Origin of the sequence: Shewanella sp. N2AIL, assembly GCF_022690845.1 — a bacterium.
GTDB classification, from domain to species: domain Bacteria; phylum Pseudomonadota; class Gammaproteobacteria; order Enterobacterales; family Shewanellaceae; genus Shewanella; species Shewanella baltica.
This window is the reverse complement of record NZ_JALBYT010000043.1, coordinates 1-22,472: the sequence shown is the minus strand read 5'-3', so window position 1 is coordinate 22,472 and position 22,472 is coordinate 1. Positions and strand designations below refer to the sequence as shown.

The window sequence follows — 22,472 nt, the reverse complement described above, 5'->3', positions numbered from 1 at the left end:
GCACAAGGGGCTTTCAACTCCGTTGGGGGCGTCATGGAGCATCCAAGGAGGATAGGACGAGCAGTCCTCCTTGGTCGGGTGTGGGGTGAAGCCCCACGACTTTGATTTTTCTAAGTGAAATGCATATATCACATGGATTTCAGCGGATTGATAACGCCCTCCACAACATGGAATTTAAGGCGATAGAAAAGGTATTGAAAGACAACCCAAAGTCATAGAGATCTAATCCTAATGCTGAAAGCCTTTAGCATTAGGATTCGGATTCAATTGTTAGCACAGCAAGCGACAGATAACAGATGCCGAAGCAGCTAAAGTGGCATTTGATACTCAATCATGCCGGACTTTTGGCCAATCCAATCATAGAGTTTTTGCGCTGTGTGATTCGTCTCATGTGTATGCCAATACAAACGTGCACAGTTTCGCTCATTTGCCGCTTGCTGAACAAACTCAATCAGTTGCTTACCGACAAGCTTGCCCCTCGCCGCTGTGGCGACAAACAGATCTTCAAGGTAGCAATACTCAGTTTCCGCCCAAGTGGAACGATGAAACACAAAGTGCACAAAGCCAAGCAGGTTTTCGCCCTCCCTCGCAACGGCGCAATAAAGCGGTTCTTGACTATCAAAAAACCGACGCCAAGTGGTTTGGGTGATCGCCTCCGAAAGTGCCACTTTGTAAAAGGTCTGGTAATCACGCCAGTGTGGTAACCAGAGTGAAAAGTCTGTTTCTTTAACCTGTTCAATGGTAACCGTTGGTGGTGGGTTTGACATTGGCTCGCTCCTTGGAAATGAATATAGTCATCAGATTTGCTGAAACCGGATTCTAGATTCAATTGCGGTACCACATAAGGTACACTTTTTGTATTTTTTGCAGTACCAGTTTGGCTTATGAAAAAATCACAATCTAACTTCCCTCACTTGCAACTCAAAGACCAGCTATACCATGCCTTTAGAGAGGCGATTCTCGATGGACGCTTGCATCCTAGAATGAAGCTGCCCTCCAGCAGAGCCTTATCGGAAACCATGCAGATTTCGCGAAACTCAGTACTGCAAGGGTTTGATCGCCTGATTGATGAAGGCTACCTGCTGACTAAGCCAGGTTCGGGCACCTATGTGTCTGATACGATTCCCGACGAACTGATCGCTATCCCAAACCGCAGTGATGTCAGCGTTCAAGCCTTTGATTCTGCATTGGAACTCAATCCACAGTTGCTGGAGATGGCGCGACTGAGGGACAAGGGAAATACCCGCCACAGCATGTTCAACATTGGCGTGGGATGTGTTGATCTTTTCCCGCACCAACTTTGGGGCCGCCTGTTAGGTAGAGTCTGGCGACAATCGCGCAAAACGCAGGGGAAACATAGCCATAGTGCTGGGCATTTACCATTGCGCGAAGCGATCAGCGACTATGCCCGTTCAACCCGAGGGCTAAATTGCACGCCCGAGCAAATCATCATAGTCAATGGCACTCAGCAAGCCATTAATCTCACGGCACAGGTACTGCTACAACAGGGAGATGAAGTCTGGCTCGATGAACCCGGATACGACGGCGCCTTAGGCGCTTTTCTCTCGCAAAATCTGCAAGTCCGCCCCGTAAGCCTTGATGATGAAGGCACAAAGATAGCCGAGGCGATACAGCAATGGCCCTCGGTGAAACTGGCTTTTACCGCACCTTCGCATCAGTTCCCCCTCGGCGGAACTTTGAGTCTGCCACGGCGATTAGCCTTACTCGATTGGGCCGCTGAGCAGAATAAGTGGATTTTAGAAGATGACTATAATAGCGAGTTTCGTTATAGCGCCCGCCCGATACAGGCATTGCAGGGACTGGATAAACAACAGCGGGTGATCTACGCAGGCACCTTTTCCAAGATGTTATTACCAGAGCTACGACTCGGCTTTCTCGTCGTTCCGCCTAAACTGGTGGACGCCTTTAACCTTGCCAAACATTACGCCGACTCGCACACGGCTTACCTAGAACAAGCCACATTGGCGCTGTTTATCGCAGAGGGACATTACGCGCGGCATGTTCGGCGAGTTCGAAAAGCTTGTTTAGCGCGCCAAACGGCGTTAATCACTGCAATTGAGCAGTATCTGCCCGACAAATTGTCAGTTCAGATCTCAGATTCAGGTATTCACCTCGTGTGTTGGCTAAAAGGCGGCTTGACCGAAGACGAAGTAATCAATAAATGCCGCCAACTCAGTTTAGGGGCGCAGCCTTTGTCTCGATATTGCCAAACGCGCTATCCAAGGCAAGCGATCTTACTGGGTTATGCGGCCCATACGCCCGATGAGCTGCGGGAAAATATTAAAAAGCTCGCCCAGAACCTTTAATATCAAGCATTAAAAAGCTTGAAAGAAAATCCCGAAGGCGCTGAAGATAGCGACAAACCATGAGAGGGATCGTAGGGTGCCTTTATTGGCAAGGTATAGGATGTGATACACAAAGCGGGCGGCGACATGGGTAATTGCCAACCACTCAGTGGTGGGGTTCACTTTGCCCGTGGCGATAACCACTAATACCGCCAGACCAAACACTAACAGGGACTCGAAGGCATTTTGATGCCCCGCCAAGGCGCGAGCACCAAAACCGGTTAGCTGTGCTTGCTGGGCGCGGGGATGATTATTGTCATAACCGCCCGCCTTGGCCATCGCCCAAGCGACGGGGCCTTTCGCCAGATACGGCAATAACATGGCGACAAATAGGCAAATAAGTAAAGTATTCATAGGTTAAGCTTCCTTTGATTGTTGTTCGAGTTCTGTTATTCAAGCTCTACTGTTTTAGTTCTGCTGTTTTAGTTCTGCTGTTTTAGCCCTGCGACTGCGAGTACTGCTGTTTAAGCTCTACAGCGACGAGCCTGTTGCGAGTGCCGCTACGAGAATTTTAGTTAAAAGTGTATGGGTTAACAGCGTTATTTTACTATGTACATGCCTTCACTTGCGGGGCGGCTGAATTTAAAGCCAAACTTTTCATAGAGTTCAGGCACATCGGCCATCAGGGTAATATAGGCGCCTTCAAAAGCCTCACGATCTAGATAGGCCATAATGTGCTGCATAATCAGCCGTCCTAAGCCTTTGCCTTGGTGCTCGGGATCGACCGCAATATCAACAATTTCAAAGTTCAGTGCGCCGTCCCCAACCACACGTCCCATACCCACAGTTTGATCGGCAAGCTTTATCTGCACGCCATATAAACTCCTAGGTAAAGCCTTAATAGCGCCCGCCAATGGTCTAGGACTTAACCCCGAAATCTGCCGTAAACGGATAAAATCATTGGCTGAGGCAACGTCTTCAAGCACTTGATACATGATATTCCCTATTGTTTTTATTCAGTCGCTTGCTTCAGTAACTAAGCTTCAGTCACTAAGCTTTCAATCACCTCAAGATCAAAGCCTTCATCCAGAGTCGGCGGCTGAAAATAACCGCTCACATGCCAGAACATCGCCTCGGTATCGAACATAGCGCGCTCAGGGTGACTTTGTCTGCGTTTATCGAGTTGGCTCAAACAAAGCGCATCGCTGTGATTCAGATGCATCAACTTATGGGGGGCGCCGCAATCGGTAAAAATGCTACGAAACCACAGGCGTTGATTCACCGTATTCGCGGGAAAGTCCATCACCACAGATACACCCGAACAGAGCAGTTCCTGCACATGCTTTTTAAGCAAGGGCTTAAGACGAGCGGAATACTTCAGGTAAGTATCAAAATCTTTAATTTCATCGGCATACAGCGCCGCCAGCCATTCATCTTCCGAGATTAAAACGCGGTTTTCGGCCTCGGCGAGTTGTCGCGATAAGGTGGATTTACCTGCGCCCATTTTGCCACAGAGGAATATTAATGTGCCTTTACTGACCTCTTGCCCTAACGCATTCTGCTCTGTCATCTTCACTCCTTGATTACTTATCTTTTATCTCAGCTAACGATTGCATCTAGCGAGGACACAAATTAACGACAGTACAGAGCATCACATAAAGCATGAACAGCGAGCAAGGCTTAGGGCGGGTTTAAGGTAATGAATTCCCATTAAATTAATGACTATGCTGTGTTTCCACAGCAGGCATTTCCGCTATTCACACAATCCAGTTTTAGCTTTCATGACTTGATTAGATGTCTTACATCGCTCACCTGCTCAATCTTAAATCTATTCGCCCGCTCAGTCTTACATCTCTTCACCAACTGAGTTCGCCTCGCTCTCTGAGCCCTCGCCGCTGCCTTAAACCAGAAAAAACCAGAAAGAAAAACCTAAGCATTTAACTCGACAAATAAAATAACAAACCACATTTTTAACCTAATAATTAAGCACTAAAGTAGTAATTTACGCTGCATAATAAAAATATTACCACCACTCATGCTGTGACGATAAATTAAGCGTATGCTAGGGTAAGCATGAAAGGATAACCGTCATAAGTGCAAAGGAGGCTCTATGAGCACTGTCGTTCCACGTACCGTCACTTCCCCTAAAAAATTCATTATCGGCAAGGGCCTATTAGCTCAAATGCATGATTATGTTAAGGACTTTGGTGACAATGCTTTTATCATCTGCGATGAATTTATCCTCAACCGAGTTGAGAATGAAGCGGTCGCAGGGCTGGATCAAAATGGGATCAGCAGCCATCTCGAAAAATTCAACTATGAGTGCAGCGCAGCCGAGATAAAGCGCTTAGGTGCGCTGGCAGAGCAGCATCATACCAATGTAATTGTTGGAGTTGGCGGGGGTAAAACCTTAGATGCCGCCAAAGCCGTCGCCTTCTATCAAAAACGACCAGTGGTGCTCTACCCAACCATTGCTTCAACCGATGCGCCATGTACGGCACTTGCCGTGATCTATTCCGAAACCGGTGAGTTTGAACGCTATCTGTTTCTGCCACAAAATCCTGATGCTGTTGTTGCCGACACAGCCATTATCGCCGCGGCTCCCGCCCGATTTTTTGCAGCAGGCATAGGCGATGCACTGGCCACTTACTTTGAAGCCCGCGCCTGTTATCAGTCCGATGGCGTCAATCTTGTATTGAAAAAACCTTCCCGCACTGGGCTGGGATTAGCGCAGCTTTGCTATCAATTACTGACTGAAAATGTTGAAGCCGCTATGGATGCGGTGAGAAACAAGATAGTCACCCCCGCACTTGAGCAAACCATTGAAGCGACGATTTATCTCAGTGGTGTCGGGGCCGAAGCGGGCGGATTAGCCGCAGCCCATGCTGTGAACAATGGTATGTCGGCAGTAGCTGACCTACATAAAGCCCAGCACGGCGAGAAAGTGGTGTTTGGCTTGCTCACCCAGCTAGTACTCGAAAATGCCCCAAAAAGCGAAATCGATAACGTCATTCACATCATCAAAACCGCGGGACTGCCGCTCACGCTCGCCGATTTGGGGCTAAAAACCTTTGTCGAAGTAGAGTGGCGCAAAGTGGCTGAGATTGCCTGCGCTGAAGGCGACACTATGGGCAATATGCCGATGCAGTTAACCGCCGACGATGTCTATCAAGCCATGATCGCCGCCAATGCCATGGCTGAACGCTATAAAAAGCTTGCGGTTTAAAGCTCATCAATCACTCCCTTGCCTCACCTCTATGGTCATCAAGATGGCAAGGGAGATAACAACAGACACGATATTTCCACCCTCGATGCCAAGAGTTGGCATTTACTCTCTATTCGTTGAACGCTTGGAGGAACATATGGCTTATGCAACGATCAATCCCTTTACGGGAGAGCTAGTTAAAGAATTTCCAAATGCAACAGATACCGAAGTCACGCAGGCGATAGAATCCGCCCATCAGGCATTTTTAAGCTGGCGAACCACGCCTTTTTCCGACAAGGCCGCTGTACTCACTAAAGCCGCTCACATCCTCAGAGACAGCAAGCCCGCTTACGCTAAATTGCTGACCTTAGAAATGGGCAAAGTCACCGCAGAAGCTGAGGCAGAGGTCGAACTGTCGGCGCAAATTTTCGAATACTACGCCGAACATGCCGAGCGATTGTTAGCTCCGCAAAAACTGCCCGTAGCCGATCCCGCCGAAGGTGAGGCGATACTGGTTAACGAGCCGCTGGGCGTATTGCTGGCCATCGAACCTTGGAACTTTCCCTATTATCAAATTGCTCGCATCCTCGCGCCCCAGCTTGCTGCAGGCAATACCCTACTGCTCAAACATGCGTCTAATGTGCCCCAGTGCGCCGCCGCTTTTGAAGGTCTAATGCGCGATGCCGGATTACCCGCAGGCGCATTCCAAAACCTGTACGCCACTCGAGAACAAATAGGACAGATCATCAACTCACCCAAAGTGCATGGAGTCGCCCTCACAGGCTCAGAAGATGCGGGATCGCACATTGCGGCTCTGGCAGGTAAGGCGCTGAAAAAGTCCACCCTCGAACTGGGTGGCGCAGATGCTTTTATCGTACTTGAAGACGCCGAGCTCCCCAAAACCATCGACTGGGCTGTATTTGGTCGTCATTGGAATGCGGGTCAGGTCTGCACCTCATCTAAGCGGATGATCTTAGTTGAAGCCATTTACGATGAATTTATGCAAGGCTATATCAAAGGAATCGAAGCGTTAAAAGCGGGCGATCCTATGGATCCCACCACCACGCTGGCACCGCTGTCTTCCCAAGGCGCCGCCGATGAGTTGAAGCAGAAAATCCGTGATGCCGTGAAACACGGCGCAACCGCGACCGAAGTGGGGCCAAAAGTGCCGCAGCAAGGCGCCTTTGTGCAGCCAACAATACTGACGAATCTGACGCCAGATAATCCCGCCTACTATTGGGAATTCTTTGGTCCTGTGTCCAGTATCCACAAAGTGAAGGATGAGCAAGCAGCGATTGCCGTTGCCAATGACTCACCCTTTGGACTGGGTGGCTCAGTGTTTACCGCCGATACTAAACGCGGACTTGCAGTCGCTAAGCAGGTTTCCACTGGCATGATGTTTGTTAATCATCCGACTATGGTCAAGGCCGATTTACCCTTTGGTGGCGTGCGCCGCTCAGGTTATGGCCGCGAGTTGATTGATTTAGGATTGAAAGAATTTGTAAACCACAAGCTGATTGATGTGGTCGATATAAACGCACCTTTCTAACTCCTTAAACAATAGCGACATCTGACTAAACGCCTGACGGAATAATCTGTCAGGCGTTTTTATTTAACGCGCCTTATCCAATGCATCACATAGGGCTTGAACGCCGAGTAAGGCTCTGGGCGTCGCGCGATGTAATAAATCGGCATTGAGTTGATAAATATGCTGATTTTTAACGGCGGGAATTTCGGGCCATTGGCTCCAATCGACACCTTTAACATTGCCTTCCTCTTGGCTTTGCAAAATCACCTCGGGCAAGGTCAGCAACACATTTTCTAAACTCACCTGCGGGTAATCACTGGCGGCATCGTAAAACACATTTTGGCCATGACAGACACTGAGGATTTGTTGGATCCAACTGTTTTTAGAAACCGTCATCAAGGGCGTAGACCAGAGTTGATAAAACACTTTAGGCTCTGATTTACTGGCATTATCAGTCCGTAAACGGATAAGTTCGGCGCGATACGCAGCAGCGGCCTTGCTCGCTTCTTCAACATGGCCAGTTAATTTACCTAACTCTTCCAGTTCCTTGGCAACCCCTTCTAAGGTTTTGGGATCGCTACCATATAGGTTAAACCCCAGCGTTCGAAGTTGATTGATATCTTCGGCTTTATTGCCCGTATCCCATACCACAATTAGATCGGGATTAAGCTCCATCACCCGCTCCATTTGAATGCCATAGTAACCGCCAATACGCGGGATTTTTTTGGCCGCCTCGGGATAATCCGCATAATCGGTTGCGGCCACTATGGCATCGCCCGCGCCTATGGCGTAGAGCATTTCTACCGCGTGGGGCGAGAGCGCAATAATACGTTTAGCGGGCTCGGCCAACACGCTATGGGGAAGAAACAAGCTGAGCCCAAAAACGAGTCCAGCTAAGTGTCGCTTAATCATGATATGCCTTAATTTTTAGAGAGTTAAACTAGCAGCTCTGGCCAGCCATAGTGTTCGATATAGGTTTGTAGATTCTTAGGGCGATACTTAGGATCTTGATCCCAGCGAGCCTTGACCGAATGATGCAAAAGCACTGGGACTTGCTCAGGGTCGAGTGGCCGCAAGTATTCCTGCTTTATCCGATAAAAGCTGCGCCTCGAATCATGCAAGGTGGCTAACGGACTCGGATGCGCACTCGCGGCTAAGTGTGGCTCTAGGCTTAAATCAAATTTCTGCGCCTCGGATATCATCCACAGCAGCGCATTGTCCGACAGCAATGCGCCGTCTTTATCGGGTTTATAACTGCCGCCAATATTGCTATGGGCACCGGCAAACCACACCTGCTGCATATCCATATTGTCGCGCAGTTGCCAGATGGTGGGCTCAAAGTCACTGCGGTGTTCGTCTATGGCTAAGGCATGGCGGGCAACGCGAACATTGCGGCCGATTTTAGTGTCGTAAAACTCATCTTTATCTTCAAACAAACCTAAAAACGAGATAGGGATCCCCATAGCGCCAACGGTATCCCACACACCAACAAACTTGATGTCCCGCGATTCATGGCTGTATCTAGCTCTAAATTCGAGGGATTTTTCGCCGTCAGGGGCAAAGGGCGCACTGCTTTTTTTATAGTGGTCGAAGGCTTGCTGAATCAATGCTGCATCGGGGCGTTTGAGTATGCCGCAGTTATTAATTAAGCCACACAGGCAACGCACTGTGTAAGCACCACGACTAAAGCCAAAGAGATAAATCTCGTCGCCGGGAGAATAGTTTTGCACTATGTAGCGATACCCATCCATGATGTTTTTATGCAAACCGCGCCCTGTTGCGCCGCCCATGGCTTCATCGTAATAGGAACCGACACCCCAATCGTAAAACACTTGCTGGGGTTTGCCGTCACTAGCCAAGGGGCTAATCGCACGCGCGAGGCGCAGCACATTGGTAGGGAAATCGACCTTAAGATCTTTCTCGGGCCGATTCCAAGTCCCATCGGCACAGATCACGATACGCTTATTCATAGGATCATCCTTGAGAACACTTTGAACGTTGAACGGTAAGTGACTAACGGCTAGTAGTGGCTAAAGGCCTAGCTGCCAGCCAATAACAGATAGTCGCTTATGCGCCGACTTTTACCAAGTTCGATTAGTAATCAAAACCTTGCTGTGCCTTGATACCCGCTTCGAAGGCGTGTTTCAGCGGCTGCACTTCGCTGACCGTATCTGCAAGCTCGATGATGGCACGGTGGCAAGCACGGCCCGTAATAATCACATGCTGCATCGGTGGGCGATTTTTAAGTGCGGTAAGCACACGTTCCACATCCAGATAGTGATAGCTCACCATGTAGGTCAGCTCATCCAGCATCAAGCAGTCAATCGACTCATCTTGCAGCAGCTTTTCAGCGGCTTCCCAAGCGAGCACAGCGGCGGCGGTATCCTTTTCTTTATCTTGGGTTTCCCAGGTAAAACCTGTGCCCATCACATGAAACTCAACCCCAGCACCTTCAAGTAAGTTGCGCTCACCGCATTCCCAGGTGCCTTTAATAAATTGCACTACCGCGGCTTTTTTACCGTGACCGACGGCACGGGCCACTGTGCCAAAACCTGAGGTCGATTTACCTTTGCCGTTACCGGTTAATACCAGCAAAATGCCCTTTTCTTCTTGGGCGGCGGCAATTTTAGCATCCACACCGGCTTTCACTTTTTGTTGGCGAGCCTTGTGGCGTTCGGCCTTGATTTGCGCTTGTTCATTGTCGTTTTGTGCTGTCATGGTCTTCTCTTCACTCTGCTGCTAAAAATGTATGCTTTTATAAATAGTTAGTTTTTAAATACCGCTCTCACAATATCCGTTATTTGCCGAATTCAACGCTGAACTGCAGCATCCAAAATAGTCTGTAATTTTTGCATGTCTAGATGCTCGACTAGCACATCGGCTAAACGATCGAGTTGCTGCTCACGTATTTGATTGATATCTATGGTCTTAGCATCGTTTAATCCCGCCCAGCGCAGGATCAGCTGACAGGCATCAGGGCTATCAAACAACCCGTGTAAATAAGTACCTAAGATTTGCCCATCATCACTTTGCAGGCCATCGGCAAAACTCATCGCTGGCGCGGTTAAGCTTGTCGATTCTGGGATTAACTGCAAGGGCGCATTCGTTTGTTCAAGCCTAGGGATAAGATAACGTGATTCACCGCAGTGGATTTCATAACCCTGCACAGCAACTGTTTGCCCAAGTAACCTTAGCTCACCACTCACCCGCCGTAACTGTTTATCGGCTTTAAGTTCCGTGCTCAATGGTAAGTAGCCAAGTCCTGCGGTGTCGCCCGCACAGTCTTCAATCCCTAAGGGATCGGCAATGCTTTGACCTAACATTTGGTAACCGCCGCAAATACCGAGCACTTTGCCGCCGTAACGCAGGTGTGTGTCGATATCCTTATCCCAACCTTGCTGGCGTAAAAAGGCCAAATCGGCGCGTACATTCTTACTGCCGGGTAAGATCAATACATCGGCTGCGGGCAAATGAGTGGCGTGACTCGCGGCTTGGGTTTGCAACGACACATAATCAAAATCGATATCGGGATGTAGCCGCAGCGGATCAAAATCCGTGTGATTACTGATCCTTGGGTACACTAATACCCTCACTTTTAAGCGGCTGTTCACGCCTTTGGTCGGCGAGCTTATCAGCGCATCTTCGGCATCGAGATGCAAATCATGCAGATAAGGCAACACGCCTAAAACAGGCTTGTTCGTATAAGCTTCAAGCCAATCGAGGCCAGATTGCAACAGGCTAATATCACCACGGAAACGATTGATCACAAAGCCCTTTACCCGCGCCTGTTCAGACTCAGATAACAGCGCCAGCGTCCCGACCAAATGGGCAAATACGCCGCCCTTATCGATATCGGCAATGATGATCACAGGGCAATCTACGGCTTCGGCAAATCCCATGTTGGCAATATCGCCCTCGCGCAGATTGATCTCCGCCGGACTGCCCGCGCCTTCCACCACTATGGTTTGATACTGGCCATTTAATCGCTCGAAGGATTCCAGCACAGCACCGAGCGCCATTGCCTTGTAATCCTTAGATTTAGGCCCAAAAAAGGCCGAGGCTTCGAGCGTTGTCAGGGCTTTGCCGTGAACGATAATTTGCGCGCCCGTGTCCGAGCTAGGTTTAAGCAGTATGGGATTAAAATCGGTATGGGGCTCAAGATAACAGGCCACGGCTTGCAACGCCTGTGCGCGGCCGATCTCGCCGCCATCAATAGTTACAGCGCTATTGAGCGCCATATTTTGCGGCTTAAAGGGCGCAACCTTTACGCCCTCTCGGGCGAGCAAACGACAAATGCCTGCCACTAAGGTGCTTTTACCCGCATCCGACGTTGTGCCCTGCACCATCAAGACTTTTGTACGCCGAGGTGAATTAACAGCAGACCTATTCACCGCAGAATTAACAGCAGGCGTATTCACCGCAAGATTAGCAGCAGAATGAATAGCTAAAGCGTTAGCGCTATCGAGTGCAGTTGCACAGTCTGTGTTGTCTGTGTTTGGAGAGGGCATAGGGCTAAAAAACTTATTCTAATTTGCAGGAATAAAGATAAAAGCTCAGTCTAAATATCACTTAACTGAGTTAGATTAAAGTGGTTTGAGTGCCAAGGGTAAACCCGCAACCACTAAGGTGACATTGTCCGCTAAGGCGGCTATAGCTTGGTTTAACCAGCCCGCTTCATCGACAAATTGTCGGCTCAACTCACCTAAGGGCACGATACCAGAGCCGACTTCGTTACTGATCAACACCACCACACCTTCGAGCTCGGCAAGTGAATCCACAAAAGCGCTTTTCTCCGCCTGCCAACTCGCCAAAGCTTCATCGTTAGAGATTGAACTGGCAGAGGTTATAAAGTCAGTCGCATGGCACTCAGTCGATGCTGGTTCATCATCAATCTTGGCGCTGGATGCGAGTAATTGATTGGTTAACCAAAGGGTTAAACAGTCCACTAAAATCACTCGCCCAGGTTTTGCTAAGCGTTTTAACAGTGCCGTAAGTGCGAGCGACTCTTCAAACAATTGCCATTCGATACCATCGTCCGTTCGTCCCGCTTGATGTTTGGCGATACGGGTCGCCATTTCATCATCCAGCGCCTGCGCCGTGGCCACATAGCAGGCATCGAAGCCTAGCGCAGTGTACTGGCGCACTAAGGCTTCACCGTAGCGACTCTTACCGCTACGGGCGCCGCCTAGGACGAGGTGGATCACAATATGTTACCTACAACGAGCAATACAAAATAACACACAATTTCAGATATTTGCTGCGCCGCGCCTAAGGTATCCCCCGTGTAACCGCCAATCTGGCGTCTAAATATCACTATGATCAAACGGCGCAGTCCTATCATCACCAATAGCAATGACAATGCCGCTAACCCCTTGAGGAATAACAACACTAATACGCCACTGGCGATCAGGATAAGCAGCTCATTAATGCCTTGATGTTGCGATAGCGGCTTAGACTTACTGGTCTCGTCATCGCGGACATATTTTTCACTAAAGATGATACTGGCTGATACCACACGACTCACTGTGTGGGCAACGATAAGCGCCGAGCCCGCCACCACAGGATCGTACAGCGCCAACTCGACTAACAACTGCCATTTCAGCAGCAGAGCCAACATCAACGCCAGCGCGCCATAACTGCCAAGGCGCGAGTCCTTCATGATCCGTAGCTTGTCTTCCGCCGTCCAACCACCGCCAAAACCGTCGAAGGTATCGGCTAGGCCATCCTCGTGAAATCCGCCCGTGAGCAAGACGCCAACCAACATAGCTAACAGCACAGAGACGCCGGCGGGGAGCCAGTTCTGCGTCAGCCAAAATACAATGGCACTTAACAGGCCGACCAAAAGACCGACGAGACCGAAATAACGGCTGGCCTTATTCAACTTATCGCTATCGACTTCGACCCATTTAGGCATAGGAATACGGGTAAAATAGCCCATGGCAACTAAAAACAAATCTATCTCTTTGTGCCAGCTTTCGCGTTCTGACATAAAGCATCCTTAGTGAATTAACACTTGCTGCAAGGTTTAAGATTAAAACGGTTGGCTAAAAAGTTATTATTTAAAATAAGTAAAATAAGCGACTTAGCAGAGCACATCATACAACAGCCTCAATCCCCGCATCACTAAAACTCGCCATTTGATTGTAAAAATTTACTGAGGCTTGAATAAGCGGCAACGCCAGAGCTGCGCCCGTACCTTCACCTAATCTCAGCCCGAGTGATAATAAAGGTTTCGCCTGCAAAAATTCTAACATCCGCTGATGGCCTTGCTCGTCTGACTGGTGGGCGAAAATCAAATAATCGCGCACATTGGGGGCAATTTGCACCGCGACTAATGCCGCAGCTGTCGCGATAAAACCGTCCACAACCACCAGCATTTTACGCTCGGCGGCGGCTAACATCGCACCCGTCATCTGCACAATTTCAAAGCCACCTAGGCAAGCTAACACTGATTTTGGCCCAGTTAAGGCACTTTGATGGAGCAATAACGCCAGCTCTATCAGCATCAATTTACGTTCTAAGGTTTCGCTATTAATGCCCGTGCCTCGGCCGACACAATCAATCACATCGAGCTGCATGATCGCCGCCATAATGGCCGCCGCCGCTGAGGTATTGCCTATGCCCATTTCGCCAAAGGCAACTAAGTTACAACCTGCTTGATGGTGACGTTCAATCAAATCGCGCGCCATCGCAAAGCCTTTATCGACGGTTTCCAGCGCCATTGCGGGCTCTAAATGAATCGCCCCTGTGCCAGCGCCAAGACGTTGATCGATAATGCCTTCAACCCCTTCGACTGGCGTTAAAATACCGCAATCGATCACTTCGAGTGTAAAGCCCACCTGCCGACAAAAAACATTAATCGCCGCGCCGCCATGGGCAAAGTTTTGCACCATTTGGCGCGTCACTTCGCTTGGGGCAATCGACACGCCTTCTGCGGCAATACCATGATCACCCGCAAACACTAACATGGTTGGATGAACGATTTTCAGCACAGTATTTTGTGGCTGATCCGTTTGCTGTGAATCAGTCGCTTGCACGCGGGCAATCTGTAAGGCTAAGGATTCGAGCTGACCTAAGGCGCCGGGCGGCTTAGTCTTAAGATCAATTTTTTGCTGGATCAGCGGATCCTGCGTTTTACTCACAGGGCTGATTTGAAAAGACACGGCTGACTGAGACATCCACACTCCACTTATTATCTTAAATAACCACAACGCATCCTGCGTCTATGACTAACATGTCCAATTTTGCATTTCCAATCGCGGGGCAGATATCAACAAAAATGCTGATTATCTCGCCAGTCTGCGCTTGCTAGATGACTCTAGGATTACGTTCTGACTAGGTGCTTACGCCATGACTCTGCGTTTACGCAAAATCAGCAAAAAGAACATGCTACCTATGGCGGCCGTGATAATACCCACGGGCAACTCTTGATTGCCCAACAAACAGCGCGCCAGAACATCAATCCACACCATAAATAATCCGCCCACCAGCGCCGTTAATATAATCGGCTGACGACCAGGAAACAGCATGCGCACTGTGTGGGGGATCATCAAACCGACAAACCCAATACCGCCACAGGTGGCAACCAAAATCGCGGTAATCAAGGAGCAGAGCAGCAACATATTAAGTCGTAACTTAGGCACATTCACCCCTAAGGTATGCGCCGTTTCATCCCCCGCTTGCAACGCCATGATCTGCCGTTTCATGCCTAAAATAATGAACAAGCTCGCGCCAATCACCAGTGTTGGCAGCACTAATAAGGACCAACTGGCCTTGGCAAAACTGCCTAAACTCCAAAACAGCACAGAAGCCGTCGCCTGCGGACTGGCGAAATACAACAACAGACTCGTTAACGCGCCGAACATAAAGGAGGTCGCCACGCCAGAGAGCAACATGCGCTCCACTTGGCTATTGAGCCCAAGGCCAGACAAGGCCAGCACTATCAGTACCGACAAACTGGCGCCAATAAAAGCGCCGAAGGGCAAGCTAAACCAAAGCAAACCAGACAAGGCGCCCGAACCACTAAAAATCCCCGAGTTCGCCGCCATACCCGCATTCTCAAAAAATCCAGAGCCCGTGAATAACGTCAACATCACCACAGCGCCAAAGGACGCGCCTGAGCTAATGCCAAACAGATAAGGGTCGGCCAGCGGATTGCGGGTCACGGTTTGCAACACACTACCCGCCAAGGACAAGCCCGCACCCGCCACAAAGGCCAGTAAAATGCGCGGCAGTCTGAGCTCCATCACGATGCGCTCTGTCATGCCATTGGCCTGAGTGAGGTTGGCCATTTTATTGATAAACACTTGGATAACATCCATAAAACTGATGTTCGCTGCGCCAAAACTCGTGGCGGCAATGGGGGTTATCAAAGTGATTATGCCTAATGCGACCAGCATCAGTTGTTGTCTCGTCAAAGGTGTCACGATACGCCCCAAATGTGAGATGAAATGCTGTTTACTCCCTGAATCATCCGCCCTCGCCTCGCTCAGCCAAAGTTTCAGCCATGTTGTGCGTCGAATCATGGTAGCCATAAAAGTAGCTGATTAAGGGCTTTTTATGTTGTGGATGGGTCGACACCTGAGCGCAAACGCCGAACACATCGCCAATTCGCGCCTCGGTTAATACCTCAGTTGGCGTGCCCATAGCGCTGACTTCACCGTTATGGATCAACAACAAACTGTCGCACAGGGCGCTGGCTAAATTAAGATCGTGAATAGAGGCAATCACGCTGATGCCAAGGCTACGCACTAATTCGAGGATTTGAATTTGATAACGCACATCGAGGTGGTTGGTTGGCTCATCGAGGATCAGCAGTTGTGGCTGCTGCACTATGGCGCGGGCGATCAAGGCACGCTGCTTTTCACCGCCGGATAAGTGCTCGTACTGTTGATGCATCTTATGACTCAGGCCGACTTTCTCTAATGCCTTGGCGATGCGCTCGCCATCACAGCTCGAATTGGTATCGAACATGCCCTTATGCGGCGTTAAGCCCATGCTGACCAATTGCTCTGTGGTTAAATCAAAATAGTGCGGCGTGTCTTGCTGCACTACAGCGACACGGCAGGCAAACGCCTTGGGCGACAAGCGCTCAATATCTTGATCAAACAGGGTAATTTTGCCCTGAGTCGGGCGAACAAACCGATACAAACAGCGTAGCAAGCTAGACTTACCCGCACCGTTAGGCCCAATCAAACCCAACATCTGCCCCGTTGGCAACGCAAAGTTAATATTGGAAAGAATGGTTTTGCCATCGATACACCAGCTTAACTGGCTGACATCGAGCGCGGCCGTCTGGCTAGCTGATGGGCGAGTGTCGCTGTCATTCAAAGCATGGCTCGTTTGGATGGCAGAGAGTTTCACCAAAGTGGTGCTCCTAGCGAGTCCAAACCTGAATTAAAAAAGGTTGTGCACATTGTCATCGGCTCCCTCGAGTCACCCGCTCGAGAACTAAGGCTGCACGCAGCGATAACAGAAATAGGCAGGTCTCCTGACTCGTCACTTTTTGTATTGAAAACAATATAAAAAGTCACTCACAGTTGCGGGCACAGTTCGGGCTGACTGACGAGCAGCTCCCCGATTCCCTATTATGTTGAGATTGATTTCAAGCCTTTGCAGCGTGCCTCGGCAATAGTTGCCACAGAACACCCTCGCACCACTCAAAACTCCCAACACCTATTTCTGTGACGTCATCCGGTACACTGCCACCAGCCTTGCAAGGCCGCGTGCGTCAGGGGACGTCAGGAAAAAGCATTATCCTATATTTACCTTAATAGGCAATCGACAATCACGCTGGTAAGACAAGAAAAATCTTCACCTTAGGGCAACGCGGATCACTCGCAGCGCCCGCTCGGCCAATCTAAACGCCAGTAACAAACGCCGTGTTCATCTTGCAGCACATTAATGCTCACTACGGCCGCCACGGGTAAATCGAGTTGACTGTAAAATCCCACCACCCGTTCAACCCCAAGGGCGCGCGCCATTAAGTGACGGATCACTCCGCCGTGGGTCACGACCCATACTTTGGCAGCCAGTTCACACGCAGCCACGCCCGCTCCCACAGCCAGCTCGGCGTTTTGTGAGTCAACTGTCAATCGTTCAAACTCGGCGGCGAGTATCTGGTCAATGGCCCCATTCACCCGCGACTCGAAGCTTGCCATAGTCTCACCATTGGGCGGCGGTGTTTGCCAAGGGTTTTGCCAATAGGCCGCTAAGCGTTCGCCCTCTTGCTGATACAGCTCATCGAGTCGACAACCGTCCCAATCGCCAAAGTCGATTTCTTGTAAACCCGATAAAAACTGCGCCTGCAATGGCCTTGACTCAGATATCAATGCCGCTGTCGAATGCAATTCGGCGGCAAAGGCTTGGGCAAATTCGCCGCAGCGGCGTGAAGTCGAACTATAAATCGCGCTGCAGGTACTTGCCTGCGCCTCAACCGCTGCCGACATTTGCTGCCAGCCCTTTTCGCTTAAAGGCACATCCACACGGCCGCGTAAAATGGTGCCGCCTTCACACTCGCCGTGGCGTAACAATAACAATCGAACTTGTTTCATCGTATTCCTATGTCTATCACTCGTGGCAAATTTTGTTGAAAACCCACATTAGACCCGTCGTCCTATATACTCAATTACGCCCTAGCCCAACAACTAGCTCTACAACTAGCCCTAAAAAAAGAGCCGTTAAACTGGGTGAAAAATGGTGATAAGACTCAATTGTCGTCAGTCAATTTTGACCTTGCCCTGACAATCATAAGTCGCGTATTATGGACGTCTATACGTTTAAATGTCCAAAGCTAAACTCTAACGATAAATAACTAAAACGAGTAGTCAACATGTCGACCGAGCAGAATGGAATGCACTTAGCCTAACTAAGTTAGCTAATTTAGATCACTCACTAGGGTCGATAACGAGAGCCAATATCTGGACTGCACAACACGCTTTACCCTGCACTTAGCATAACAAGGGTCGATGCTTGGACTTAACTTAGCTGTATTTAAGGTAATTATTTATGACGATACCCTCTACCAAAGCCGGCCAGATATTGGCAGACATTCGTAAACAGCTTGCTGAGCGCATTCTAATCTTAGACGGTGCCATGGGCACTATGATCCAAGACCACAAGCTCGAAGAAGAGGATTATCGCGGCGAACGCTTTAAAGATTGGCACACTGACGTCAAAGGCAACAACGATTTATTGGTGTTGTCGCAACCCCACATCATCAAACAAATTCACACCGACTACTTAAACGCCGGTGCCGACATCATTGAAACCAACACCTTTAATGCTACTACTATTGCCATGGCCGACTACGACATGCAGTCGCTGTCCGCCGAAATTAACTTAACAGGCGCGCGCCTCGCCCGTGAAGCCTGTGATGAAGTGTTTGCTGCCACAGGCATTCCGCGCTACGTCGCCGGTGTGTTAGGCCCCACTAACCGTACGTGTTCGATTAGCCCTGATGTGAACGACCCAGGCTATCGTAACGTCAGCTTCGATGAGTTAGTCAGCGCTTACCGAGAATCCACTAAGGCGCTGATTGAAGGCGGCGCAGATATCATTATGGTCGAGACTATATTCGATACCTTAAATGCCAAAGCCGCACTGTTTGCGATTGAATCGGTATTTGATGACTTATTTGGTCAGCATTCTAAAGACAGATTGCCAATCATGATCTCGGGCACCATTACCGATGCCTCAGGCCGTACCCTTACCGGCCAAACCACCGAAGCCTTTTATAATTCCCTTCGCCATATCAAGCCCTTATCTATCGGCCTTAACTGTGCGCTCGGACCAAAAGAACTGCGCCCGTACGTCGAAGAATTATCGCGTATCGCCGAATGTTATGTGTCGGCGCATCCGAACGCGGGCCTGCCAAACGAGTTTGGCGGTTATGATGAAACCCCAGAGGACATGGCGAATGTGATCGAAGATTGGGCGCGCGAAGGCATGCTCAATATTATCGGTGGTTGTTGTGGTAGTACGCCTGAACATATCCGCGTTATTCGCGAAGCGGTCGATAGACATAACCCGCGCGTGTTGCCAAATATCCCCGTCGCCTGCCGCCTTGCAGGTTTGGAACCACTGACTATCGATGCCCAATCCCTGTTCGTTAACGTGGGTGAGCGCACCAACGTTACAGGTTCGGCCAAGTTTTTAAAGTTGATCAAAGAAGGCAAGTTTGAGCAAGCGCTCGATGTCGCCCGCGAGCAGGTCGAAAGCGGCGCGCAAATCATCGACATCAACATGGACGAAGGCATGCTCGATGGCGCAGAGATCATGCACAAGTTTTTAAACTTGATTGCCTCTGAGCCCGACATCAGCCGCGTACCTATTATGATCGACTCCTCTAAATGGGAAGTGATCGAAGCTGGCCTCAAATGTATTCAAGGCAAGGGCATAGTTAACTCTATTTCCCTCAAAGAAGGCGAAGCCAAGTTTATCGAGCAAGCCACCTTAGTAAAACGCTACGGCGCGGCGGCCATTATCATGGCATTCGACGAGCAAGGTCAGGCCGACACTAAGACGCGTAAAATCGAAATTTGTACCCGCGCCTATCGGGTATTGGTCGATAAGGTCGGCTTTCCGCCAGAAGACATCATCTTCGACCCAAATATCTTCGCCATCGCCACCGGTATCGATGAACACGACAACTATGCCGTCGATTTTATTGATGCCATTAAAGCGATTAAAGCCACCCTGCCCCACGCGATGATTTCGGGCGGTGTATCGAACGTGTCGTTCTCATTCCGCGGTAACAACCCAGTGCGCGAAGCGATTCACGCGGTATTCCTGTACCACGCCATCAAAGTCGGCATGGACATGGGGATTGTCAACGCGGGCCAGTTAGCCATTTACGACGATATCGATCCTGAGCTTAAAGTGCGGGTCGAAAACGTAGTGCTTAACTTGCCCTGCCCAGTTGAAGGCTCAAGCAATACCGAGCAGCTACTTGAAATCGCAGAGAAATTCCGCGGTGATGGCGCACAGGTGGGTAAGAAAGAAGATTTAGAATGGCGCAGCTGGCCAGTGAGCCAACGCTTATCCCATGCGCTCGTGAAAGGTATTACCGAATTTATCGATGAAGATACCGAAGCCGCCCGCCAAGAAGCGAAACGTCCGCTGGATGTGATTGAAGGCGCCTTGATGGACGGCATGAACGTGGTCGGCGACTTATTCGGCTCCGGCAAGATGTTCCTGCCGCAGGTGGTGAAATCAGCGCGGGTGATGAAAAAAGCCGTGGCCTACTTAAACCCCTATATCGAGCTGGAAAAGGTCGAAGGCCAATCGAATGGCAAGATTTTGATGGTGACGGTAAAAGGCGATGTGCACGATATCGGCAAGAATATCGTCGGCGTGGTGCTCGCCTGTAACGGTTTTGAGGTATTCGATTTAGGCGTGATGGTGTCGGTGGAGCGAATTCTCGACGCCGTGAAAGAACACAATATCGATATCATAGGCATGTCCGGCCTCATCACGCCGAGTCTGGACGAGATGGTGCATAACGTGAAAACCTTCCACCGCGAAGGCTTAACCATTCCAGCGATTATCGGCGGCGCCACTTGCTCAAAAATCCACACAGCGGTGAAGATTGCGCCCCATTATCCCCATGGCGCCATTTATATCGCCGATGCGTCCCGCGCCGTGCCTATGGTGAGTAAACTCATCAACAACGAGACTCGCCAAGCGACCATAGACGAAACCTATGCCGAATACGACGACATGCGCACTAAGCGTTTATCCCAAGCTAAACGCAAAGAGATAGTGTCACTCGAAGCGGCGCGCGATAACAGCTGCCAACACGATTGGGCGAACTACACCCCGTTCACGCCAAACGTGCTCGGGCGCCAAGTATTTGATAATTATCCGTTAGAAGATTTAGTTGAGCGTATCGACTGGACACCGTTTTTCCGCTCGTGGGAACTGCATGGCCATTACCCCGAAATCCTCACCGATAAAGTGGTCGGCGTCGAGGCGCAAAAGCTGTTCGCCGATGGTCAGGCCATGCTCAAACAAATCATCGAAGAAAAGTGGCTCACGGCAAAAGCAGTTATCGGCTTATTCCCTGCCAATACCGTCAATTACGACGATATCGAGCTCTATACCGATGAGTCGCGTACCACAGTCGAAATGACCACACATCACCTGCGGATGCAGCTTGAACGTGTCGGTAACGACAACTTCTGTCTATCCGACTTTGTTGCGCCAAAAGACTCAGGCGTCGCCGATTACATGGGCGGCTTTGCGGTGACCACAGGCCATGGCATAGACGAACATGTGGCGCGTTTTGAAGCCAACCATGACGACTACAACGCCATCATGCTCAAATGCTTAGCCGACCGTTTGGCCGAAGCCTTTGCCGAACGGATGCACGAACGGGTACGTAAAGAGTTTTGGGGTTATGCGGCCGACGAGCAGTTAAGCAACGAAGCCTTAATCCGCGAGAAATACAAAGGCATACGCCCAGCACCGGGTTACCCAGCATGTCCTGACCACACAGAAAAAGGTTTGTTATGGGACTTGCTCAAGCCCGATGAAACTATCGACTTGAACATCACCGAAAGCTACGCCATGTTCCCCACAGCGGCAGTATCGGGCTGGTATTTCGCCCACCCGAAATCCCGCTACTTTGGCGTGAGTAACATAGGCCGCGATCAAGTGGAAGATTATGCCAAGCGTAAAGGGATGAGCATTGCGGAAACGGAGAAGTGGCTGGCGCCAGTGTTGGATTATGATCCCGAGTAATCATTGGTACTCGTTAATGCCCAAGTTTCACTTGGGGAATTAGGCAAAACGTAGAATTAAGGGGCTGAGTCATCACCCCTTAATTTTTTGGTTTTAATTTTTAAATTTAAAATCAAAGTCGTGGAATTCCATTCCACACCAGGGCAAGAAGGGGATCAACAGCAATCCCCCTCTTGCATCTCCCCTTGCCGCCCCTAGCGAAGTTACATGCATTAGTTACCTGTCTCATACTCCAATAAAAATCGCCTAACGGCTCAGATGGCACATCCATGTGCCCCCGAGCCTGCGCCATCATCCATGATGTCGCCACGGCATTTTTATCTGCGTATTTCGACAACTTCGCAGGGGATCGGTGAACTTCTGTAAGATTAGAGTTAACTTTTCGCATTGAAAGAATTATGCCAACGCCACAAGACTTATTATCCTCAACTTACCAATTTATATAGTAGACTCAAGCTTATTATTGATACTTCTATAAACTAAATATAAGTGAGTCAACTCAACCAAAGCAAAGTTAACTATTACGACGGTGAAATATTGCATATCACCCATAGACCATAGGTTAAGTAAAGAATCCGCCTTCTTAGAAGGCGGCTTTGACTTGCCCCTGGAAGGGGCTATTCCAAGAACCTACATCATCTGCAACGACAATTGAGCCTCATGTTCCTGATCTTGTTTATCTTGATGGCGC

The 22,472-nt window shown here is 49.6% G+C and carries 18 protein-coding genes and 1 riboswitch; of the genes, 4 read left to right on the top strand and 14 right to left on the bottom strand.

Annotated elements, in window-relative coordinates; all coding sequences use genetic code 11:
• Window positions 1-308: 308 nt before the first annotated feature.
• Entirely contained in the window at window positions 309-767 is a 459-nt protein-coding gene (locus MO387_RS19225) for a GNAT family N-acetyltransferase (protein ID WP_107946676.1), read from the bottom strand.
• A gap of 117 nt (window positions 768-884) precedes the next feature.
• On the opposite strand from MO387_RS19225, the gene MO387_RS19220 reads away from it, so the two are divergent.
• Window positions 885-2,327, top strand: coding sequence for a PLP-dependent aminotransferase family protein (locus MO387_RS19220; RefSeq protein ID WP_107946675.1), 1,443 nt, complete (start codon window positions 885-887; stop codon window positions 2,325-2,327).
• Window positions 2,328-2,336: 9 nt separating this feature from the next.
• On the opposite strand, the gene MO387_RS19215 is transcribed toward MO387_RS19220, so the two are convergent.
• From MO387_RS19215 to MO387_RS19205, 3 genes are all read right to left on the bottom strand, one after another.
• Window positions 2,337-2,720, bottom strand: coding sequence for an MAPEG family protein (locus MO387_RS19215; protein WP_011847592.1), 384 nt, complete (start codon window positions 2,718-2,720; stop codon window positions 2,337-2,339).
• Between the two features lie 185 nt (window positions 2,721-2,905).
• The gene (locus MO387_RS19210; RefSeq protein WP_006085872.1) at window positions 2,906-3,301 is read right to left on the bottom strand and encodes a GNAT family N-acetyltransferase; all 396 of its coding nucleotides are present in this window, start codon (window positions 3,299-3,301) and stop codon (window positions 2,906-2,908) included.
• Window positions 3,302-3,342: 41 nt separating this feature from the next.
• The gene (locus MO387_RS19205; protein WP_107946674.1) at window positions 3,343-3,876 is read right to left on the bottom strand and encodes an ATP-binding protein; all 534 of its coding nucleotides are present in this window, start codon (window positions 3,874-3,876) and stop codon (window positions 3,343-3,345) included.
• A 540-nt stretch (window positions 3,877-4,416) separates the two neighbouring features.
• Between MO387_RS19205 and MO387_RS19200 the strand changes: the two genes are divergently transcribed.
• Both MO387_RS19200 and MO387_RS19195 read left to right on the top strand, forming a co-directional pair.
• Window positions 4,417-5,532, top strand: coding sequence for a glycerol dehydrogenase (locus MO387_RS19200; RefSeq protein WP_107946673.1), 1,116 nt, complete (start codon window positions 4,417-4,419; stop codon window positions 5,530-5,532).
• Between the two features lie 136 nt (window positions 5,533-5,668).
• The gene (locus MO387_RS19195; protein ID WP_107946672.1) at window positions 5,669-7,060 is read left to right on the top strand and encodes an NAD-dependent succinate-semialdehyde dehydrogenase; all 1,392 of its coding nucleotides are present in this window, start codon (window positions 5,669-5,671) and stop codon (window positions 7,058-7,060) included.
• Between the two features lie 63 nt (window positions 7,061-7,123).
• Here MO387_RS19195 and MO387_RS19190 read toward each other — a convergent pair whose 3' ends face one another.
• From MO387_RS19190 to MO387_RS19145, 10 genes are all read right to left on the bottom strand, one after another.
• The gene (locus MO387_RS19190; protein ID WP_107946671.1) at window positions 7,124-7,951 is read right to left on the bottom strand and encodes a cobalamin-binding protein; all 828 of its coding nucleotides are present in this window, start codon (window positions 7,949-7,951) and stop codon (window positions 7,124-7,126) included.
• A gap of 23 nt (window positions 7,952-7,974) precedes the next feature.
• Window positions 7,975-9,009, bottom strand: coding sequence for a DUF2235 domain-containing protein (locus MO387_RS19185; protein ID WP_107946670.1), 1,035 nt, complete (start codon window positions 9,007-9,009; stop codon window positions 7,975-7,977).
• A gap of 124 nt (window positions 9,010-9,133) precedes the next feature.
• Entirely contained in the window at window positions 9,134-9,757 is a 624-nt protein-coding gene (cobO, locus tag MO387_RS19180) for a cob(I)yrinic acid a,c-diamide adenosyltransferase (RefSeq protein ID WP_107946669.1), read from the bottom strand.
• Window positions 9,758-9,849: 92 nt separating this feature from the next.
• Window positions 9,850-11,547 (bottom strand): cobyric acid synthase, encoded by a 1,698-nt coding sequence (locus tag MO387_RS19175; protein ID WP_199908788.1) that lies wholly within the window; start codon window positions 11,545-11,547, stop codon window positions 9,850-9,852.
• A gap of 75 nt (window positions 11,548-11,622) precedes the next feature.
• Complete coding sequence (gene cobU, locus MO387_RS19170; protein ID WP_107946667.1) at window positions 11,623-12,243, bottom strand: bifunctional adenosylcobinamide kinase/adenosylcobinamide-phosphate guanylyltransferase; 621 nt, start codon at window positions 12,241-12,243, stop codon at window positions 11,623-11,625.
• The gene (locus MO387_RS19165; RefSeq protein WP_028759425.1) at window positions 12,240-13,028 is read right to left on the bottom strand and encodes an adenosylcobinamide-GDP ribazoletransferase; all 789 of its coding nucleotides are present in this window, start codon (window positions 13,026-13,028) and stop codon (window positions 12,240-12,242) included. The genes cobU and MO387_RS19165 overlap by 4 nt, the downstream gene beginning before the upstream one ends.
• Window positions 13,029-13,134: 106 nt before the next feature.
• Window positions 13,135-14,217 carry a nicotinate-nucleotide--dimethylbenzimidazole phosphoribosyltransferase gene (gene cobT, locus MO387_RS19160; protein ID WP_012586951.1) on the bottom strand — a complete coding sequence of 361 codons (1,083 nt, stop codon included), beginning with the start codon at window positions 14,215-14,217 and terminating at the stop codon, window positions 13,135-13,137.
• Window positions 14,218-14,382: 165 nt separating this feature from the next.
• Window positions 14,383-15,438 carry an iron ABC transporter permease gene (locus MO387_RS19155; protein ID WP_242326460.1) on the bottom strand — a complete coding sequence of 352 codons (1,056 nt, stop codon included), beginning with the start codon at window positions 15,436-15,438 and terminating at the stop codon, window positions 14,383-14,385.
• Window positions 15,439-15,508: 70 nt separating this feature from the next.
• A complete protein-coding gene (locus MO387_RS19150; RefSeq protein WP_242326459.1) occupies window positions 15,509-16,402 on the bottom strand; it encodes an ABC transporter ATP-binding protein in 894 nt (297 codons plus the stop codon).
• A 99-nt stretch (window positions 16,403-16,501) separates the two neighbouring features.
• A riboswitch (cobalamin riboswitch) is annotated at window positions 16,502-16,668 on the bottom strand.
• 204 nt (window positions 16,669-16,872) lie between these two features.
• Window positions 16,873-17,592, bottom strand: a complete 720-nt coding sequence (locus tag MO387_RS19145; RefSeq protein WP_071940150.1) for a histidine phosphatase family protein — start codon at window positions 17,590-17,592, stop codon at window positions 16,873-16,875.
• Between the two features lie 454 nt (window positions 17,593-18,046).
• Between MO387_RS19145 and metH the strand changes: the two genes are divergently transcribed.
• Complete coding sequence (gene metH, locus MO387_RS19140; protein WP_242326458.1) at window positions 18,047-21,781, top strand: methionine synthase; 3,735 nt, start codon at window positions 18,047-18,049, stop codon at window positions 21,779-21,781.
• Window positions 21,782-22,472 lie beyond the last annotated feature (691 nt).

Coding starts and splice junctions, on each gene's coding strand:
- MO387_RS19155 (WP_242326460.1), bottom strand. CDS start 15,438: ATGCTGGTCGCATTAGGCATAATCACTTTGATAACCCCCATTGCCGCC.
- MO387_RS19210 (WP_006085872.1), bottom strand. CDS start 3,301: ATGTATCAAGTGCTTGAAGACGTTGCCTCAGCCAATGATTTTATCCGT.
- MO387_RS19165 (WP_028759425.1), bottom strand. CDS start 13,028: ATGTCAGAACGCGAAAGCTGGCACAAAGAGATAGATTTGTTTTTAGTT.
- cobT (WP_012586951.1), bottom strand. CDS start 14,217: ATGTCTCAGTCAGCCGTGTCTTTTCAAATCAGCCCTGTGAGTAAAACG.
- MO387_RS19195 (WP_107946672.1), top strand. CDS start 5,669: ATGGCTTATGCAACGATCAATCCCTTTACGGGAGAGCTAGTTAAAGAA.
- metH (WP_242326458.1), top strand. CDS start 18,047: ATGACGATACCCTCTACCAAAGCCGGCCAGATATTGGCAGACATTCGT.
- MO387_RS19205 (WP_107946674.1), bottom strand. CDS start 3,876: ATGACAGAGCAGAATGCGTTAGGGCAAGAGGTCAGTAAAGGCACATTA.
- cobO (WP_107946669.1), bottom strand. CDS start 9,757: ATGACAGCACAAAACGACAATGAACAAGCGCAAATCAAGGCCGAACGC.
- MO387_RS19190 (WP_107946671.1), bottom strand. CDS start 7,951: ATGATTAAGCGACACTTAGCTGGACTCGTTTTTGGGCTCAGCTTGTTT.
- MO387_RS19175 (WP_199908788.1), bottom strand. CDS start 11,547: ATGCCCTCTCCAAACACAGACAACACAGACTGTGCAACTGCACTCGAT.
- MO387_RS19225 (WP_107946676.1), bottom strand. CDS start 767: ATGTCAAACCCACCACCAACGGTTACCATTGAACAGGTTAAAGAAACA.
- MO387_RS19200 (WP_107946673.1), top strand. CDS start 4,417: ATGAGCACTGTCGTTCCACGTACCGTCACTTCCCCTAAAAAATTCATT.
- MO387_RS19185 (WP_107946670.1), bottom strand. CDS start 9,009: ATGAATAAGCGTATCGTGATCTGTGCCGATGGGACTTGGAATCGGCCC.
- MO387_RS19215 (WP_011847592.1), bottom strand. CDS start 2,720: ATGAATACTTTACTTATTTGCCTATTTGTCGCCATGTTATTGCCGTAT.
- MO387_RS19145 (WP_071940150.1), bottom strand. CDS start 17,592: ATGAAACAAGTTCGATTGTTATTGTTACGCCACGGCGAGTGTGAAGGC.
- MO387_RS19220 (WP_107946675.1), top strand. CDS start 885: ATGAAAAAATCACAATCTAACTTCCCTCACTTGCAACTCAAAGACCAG.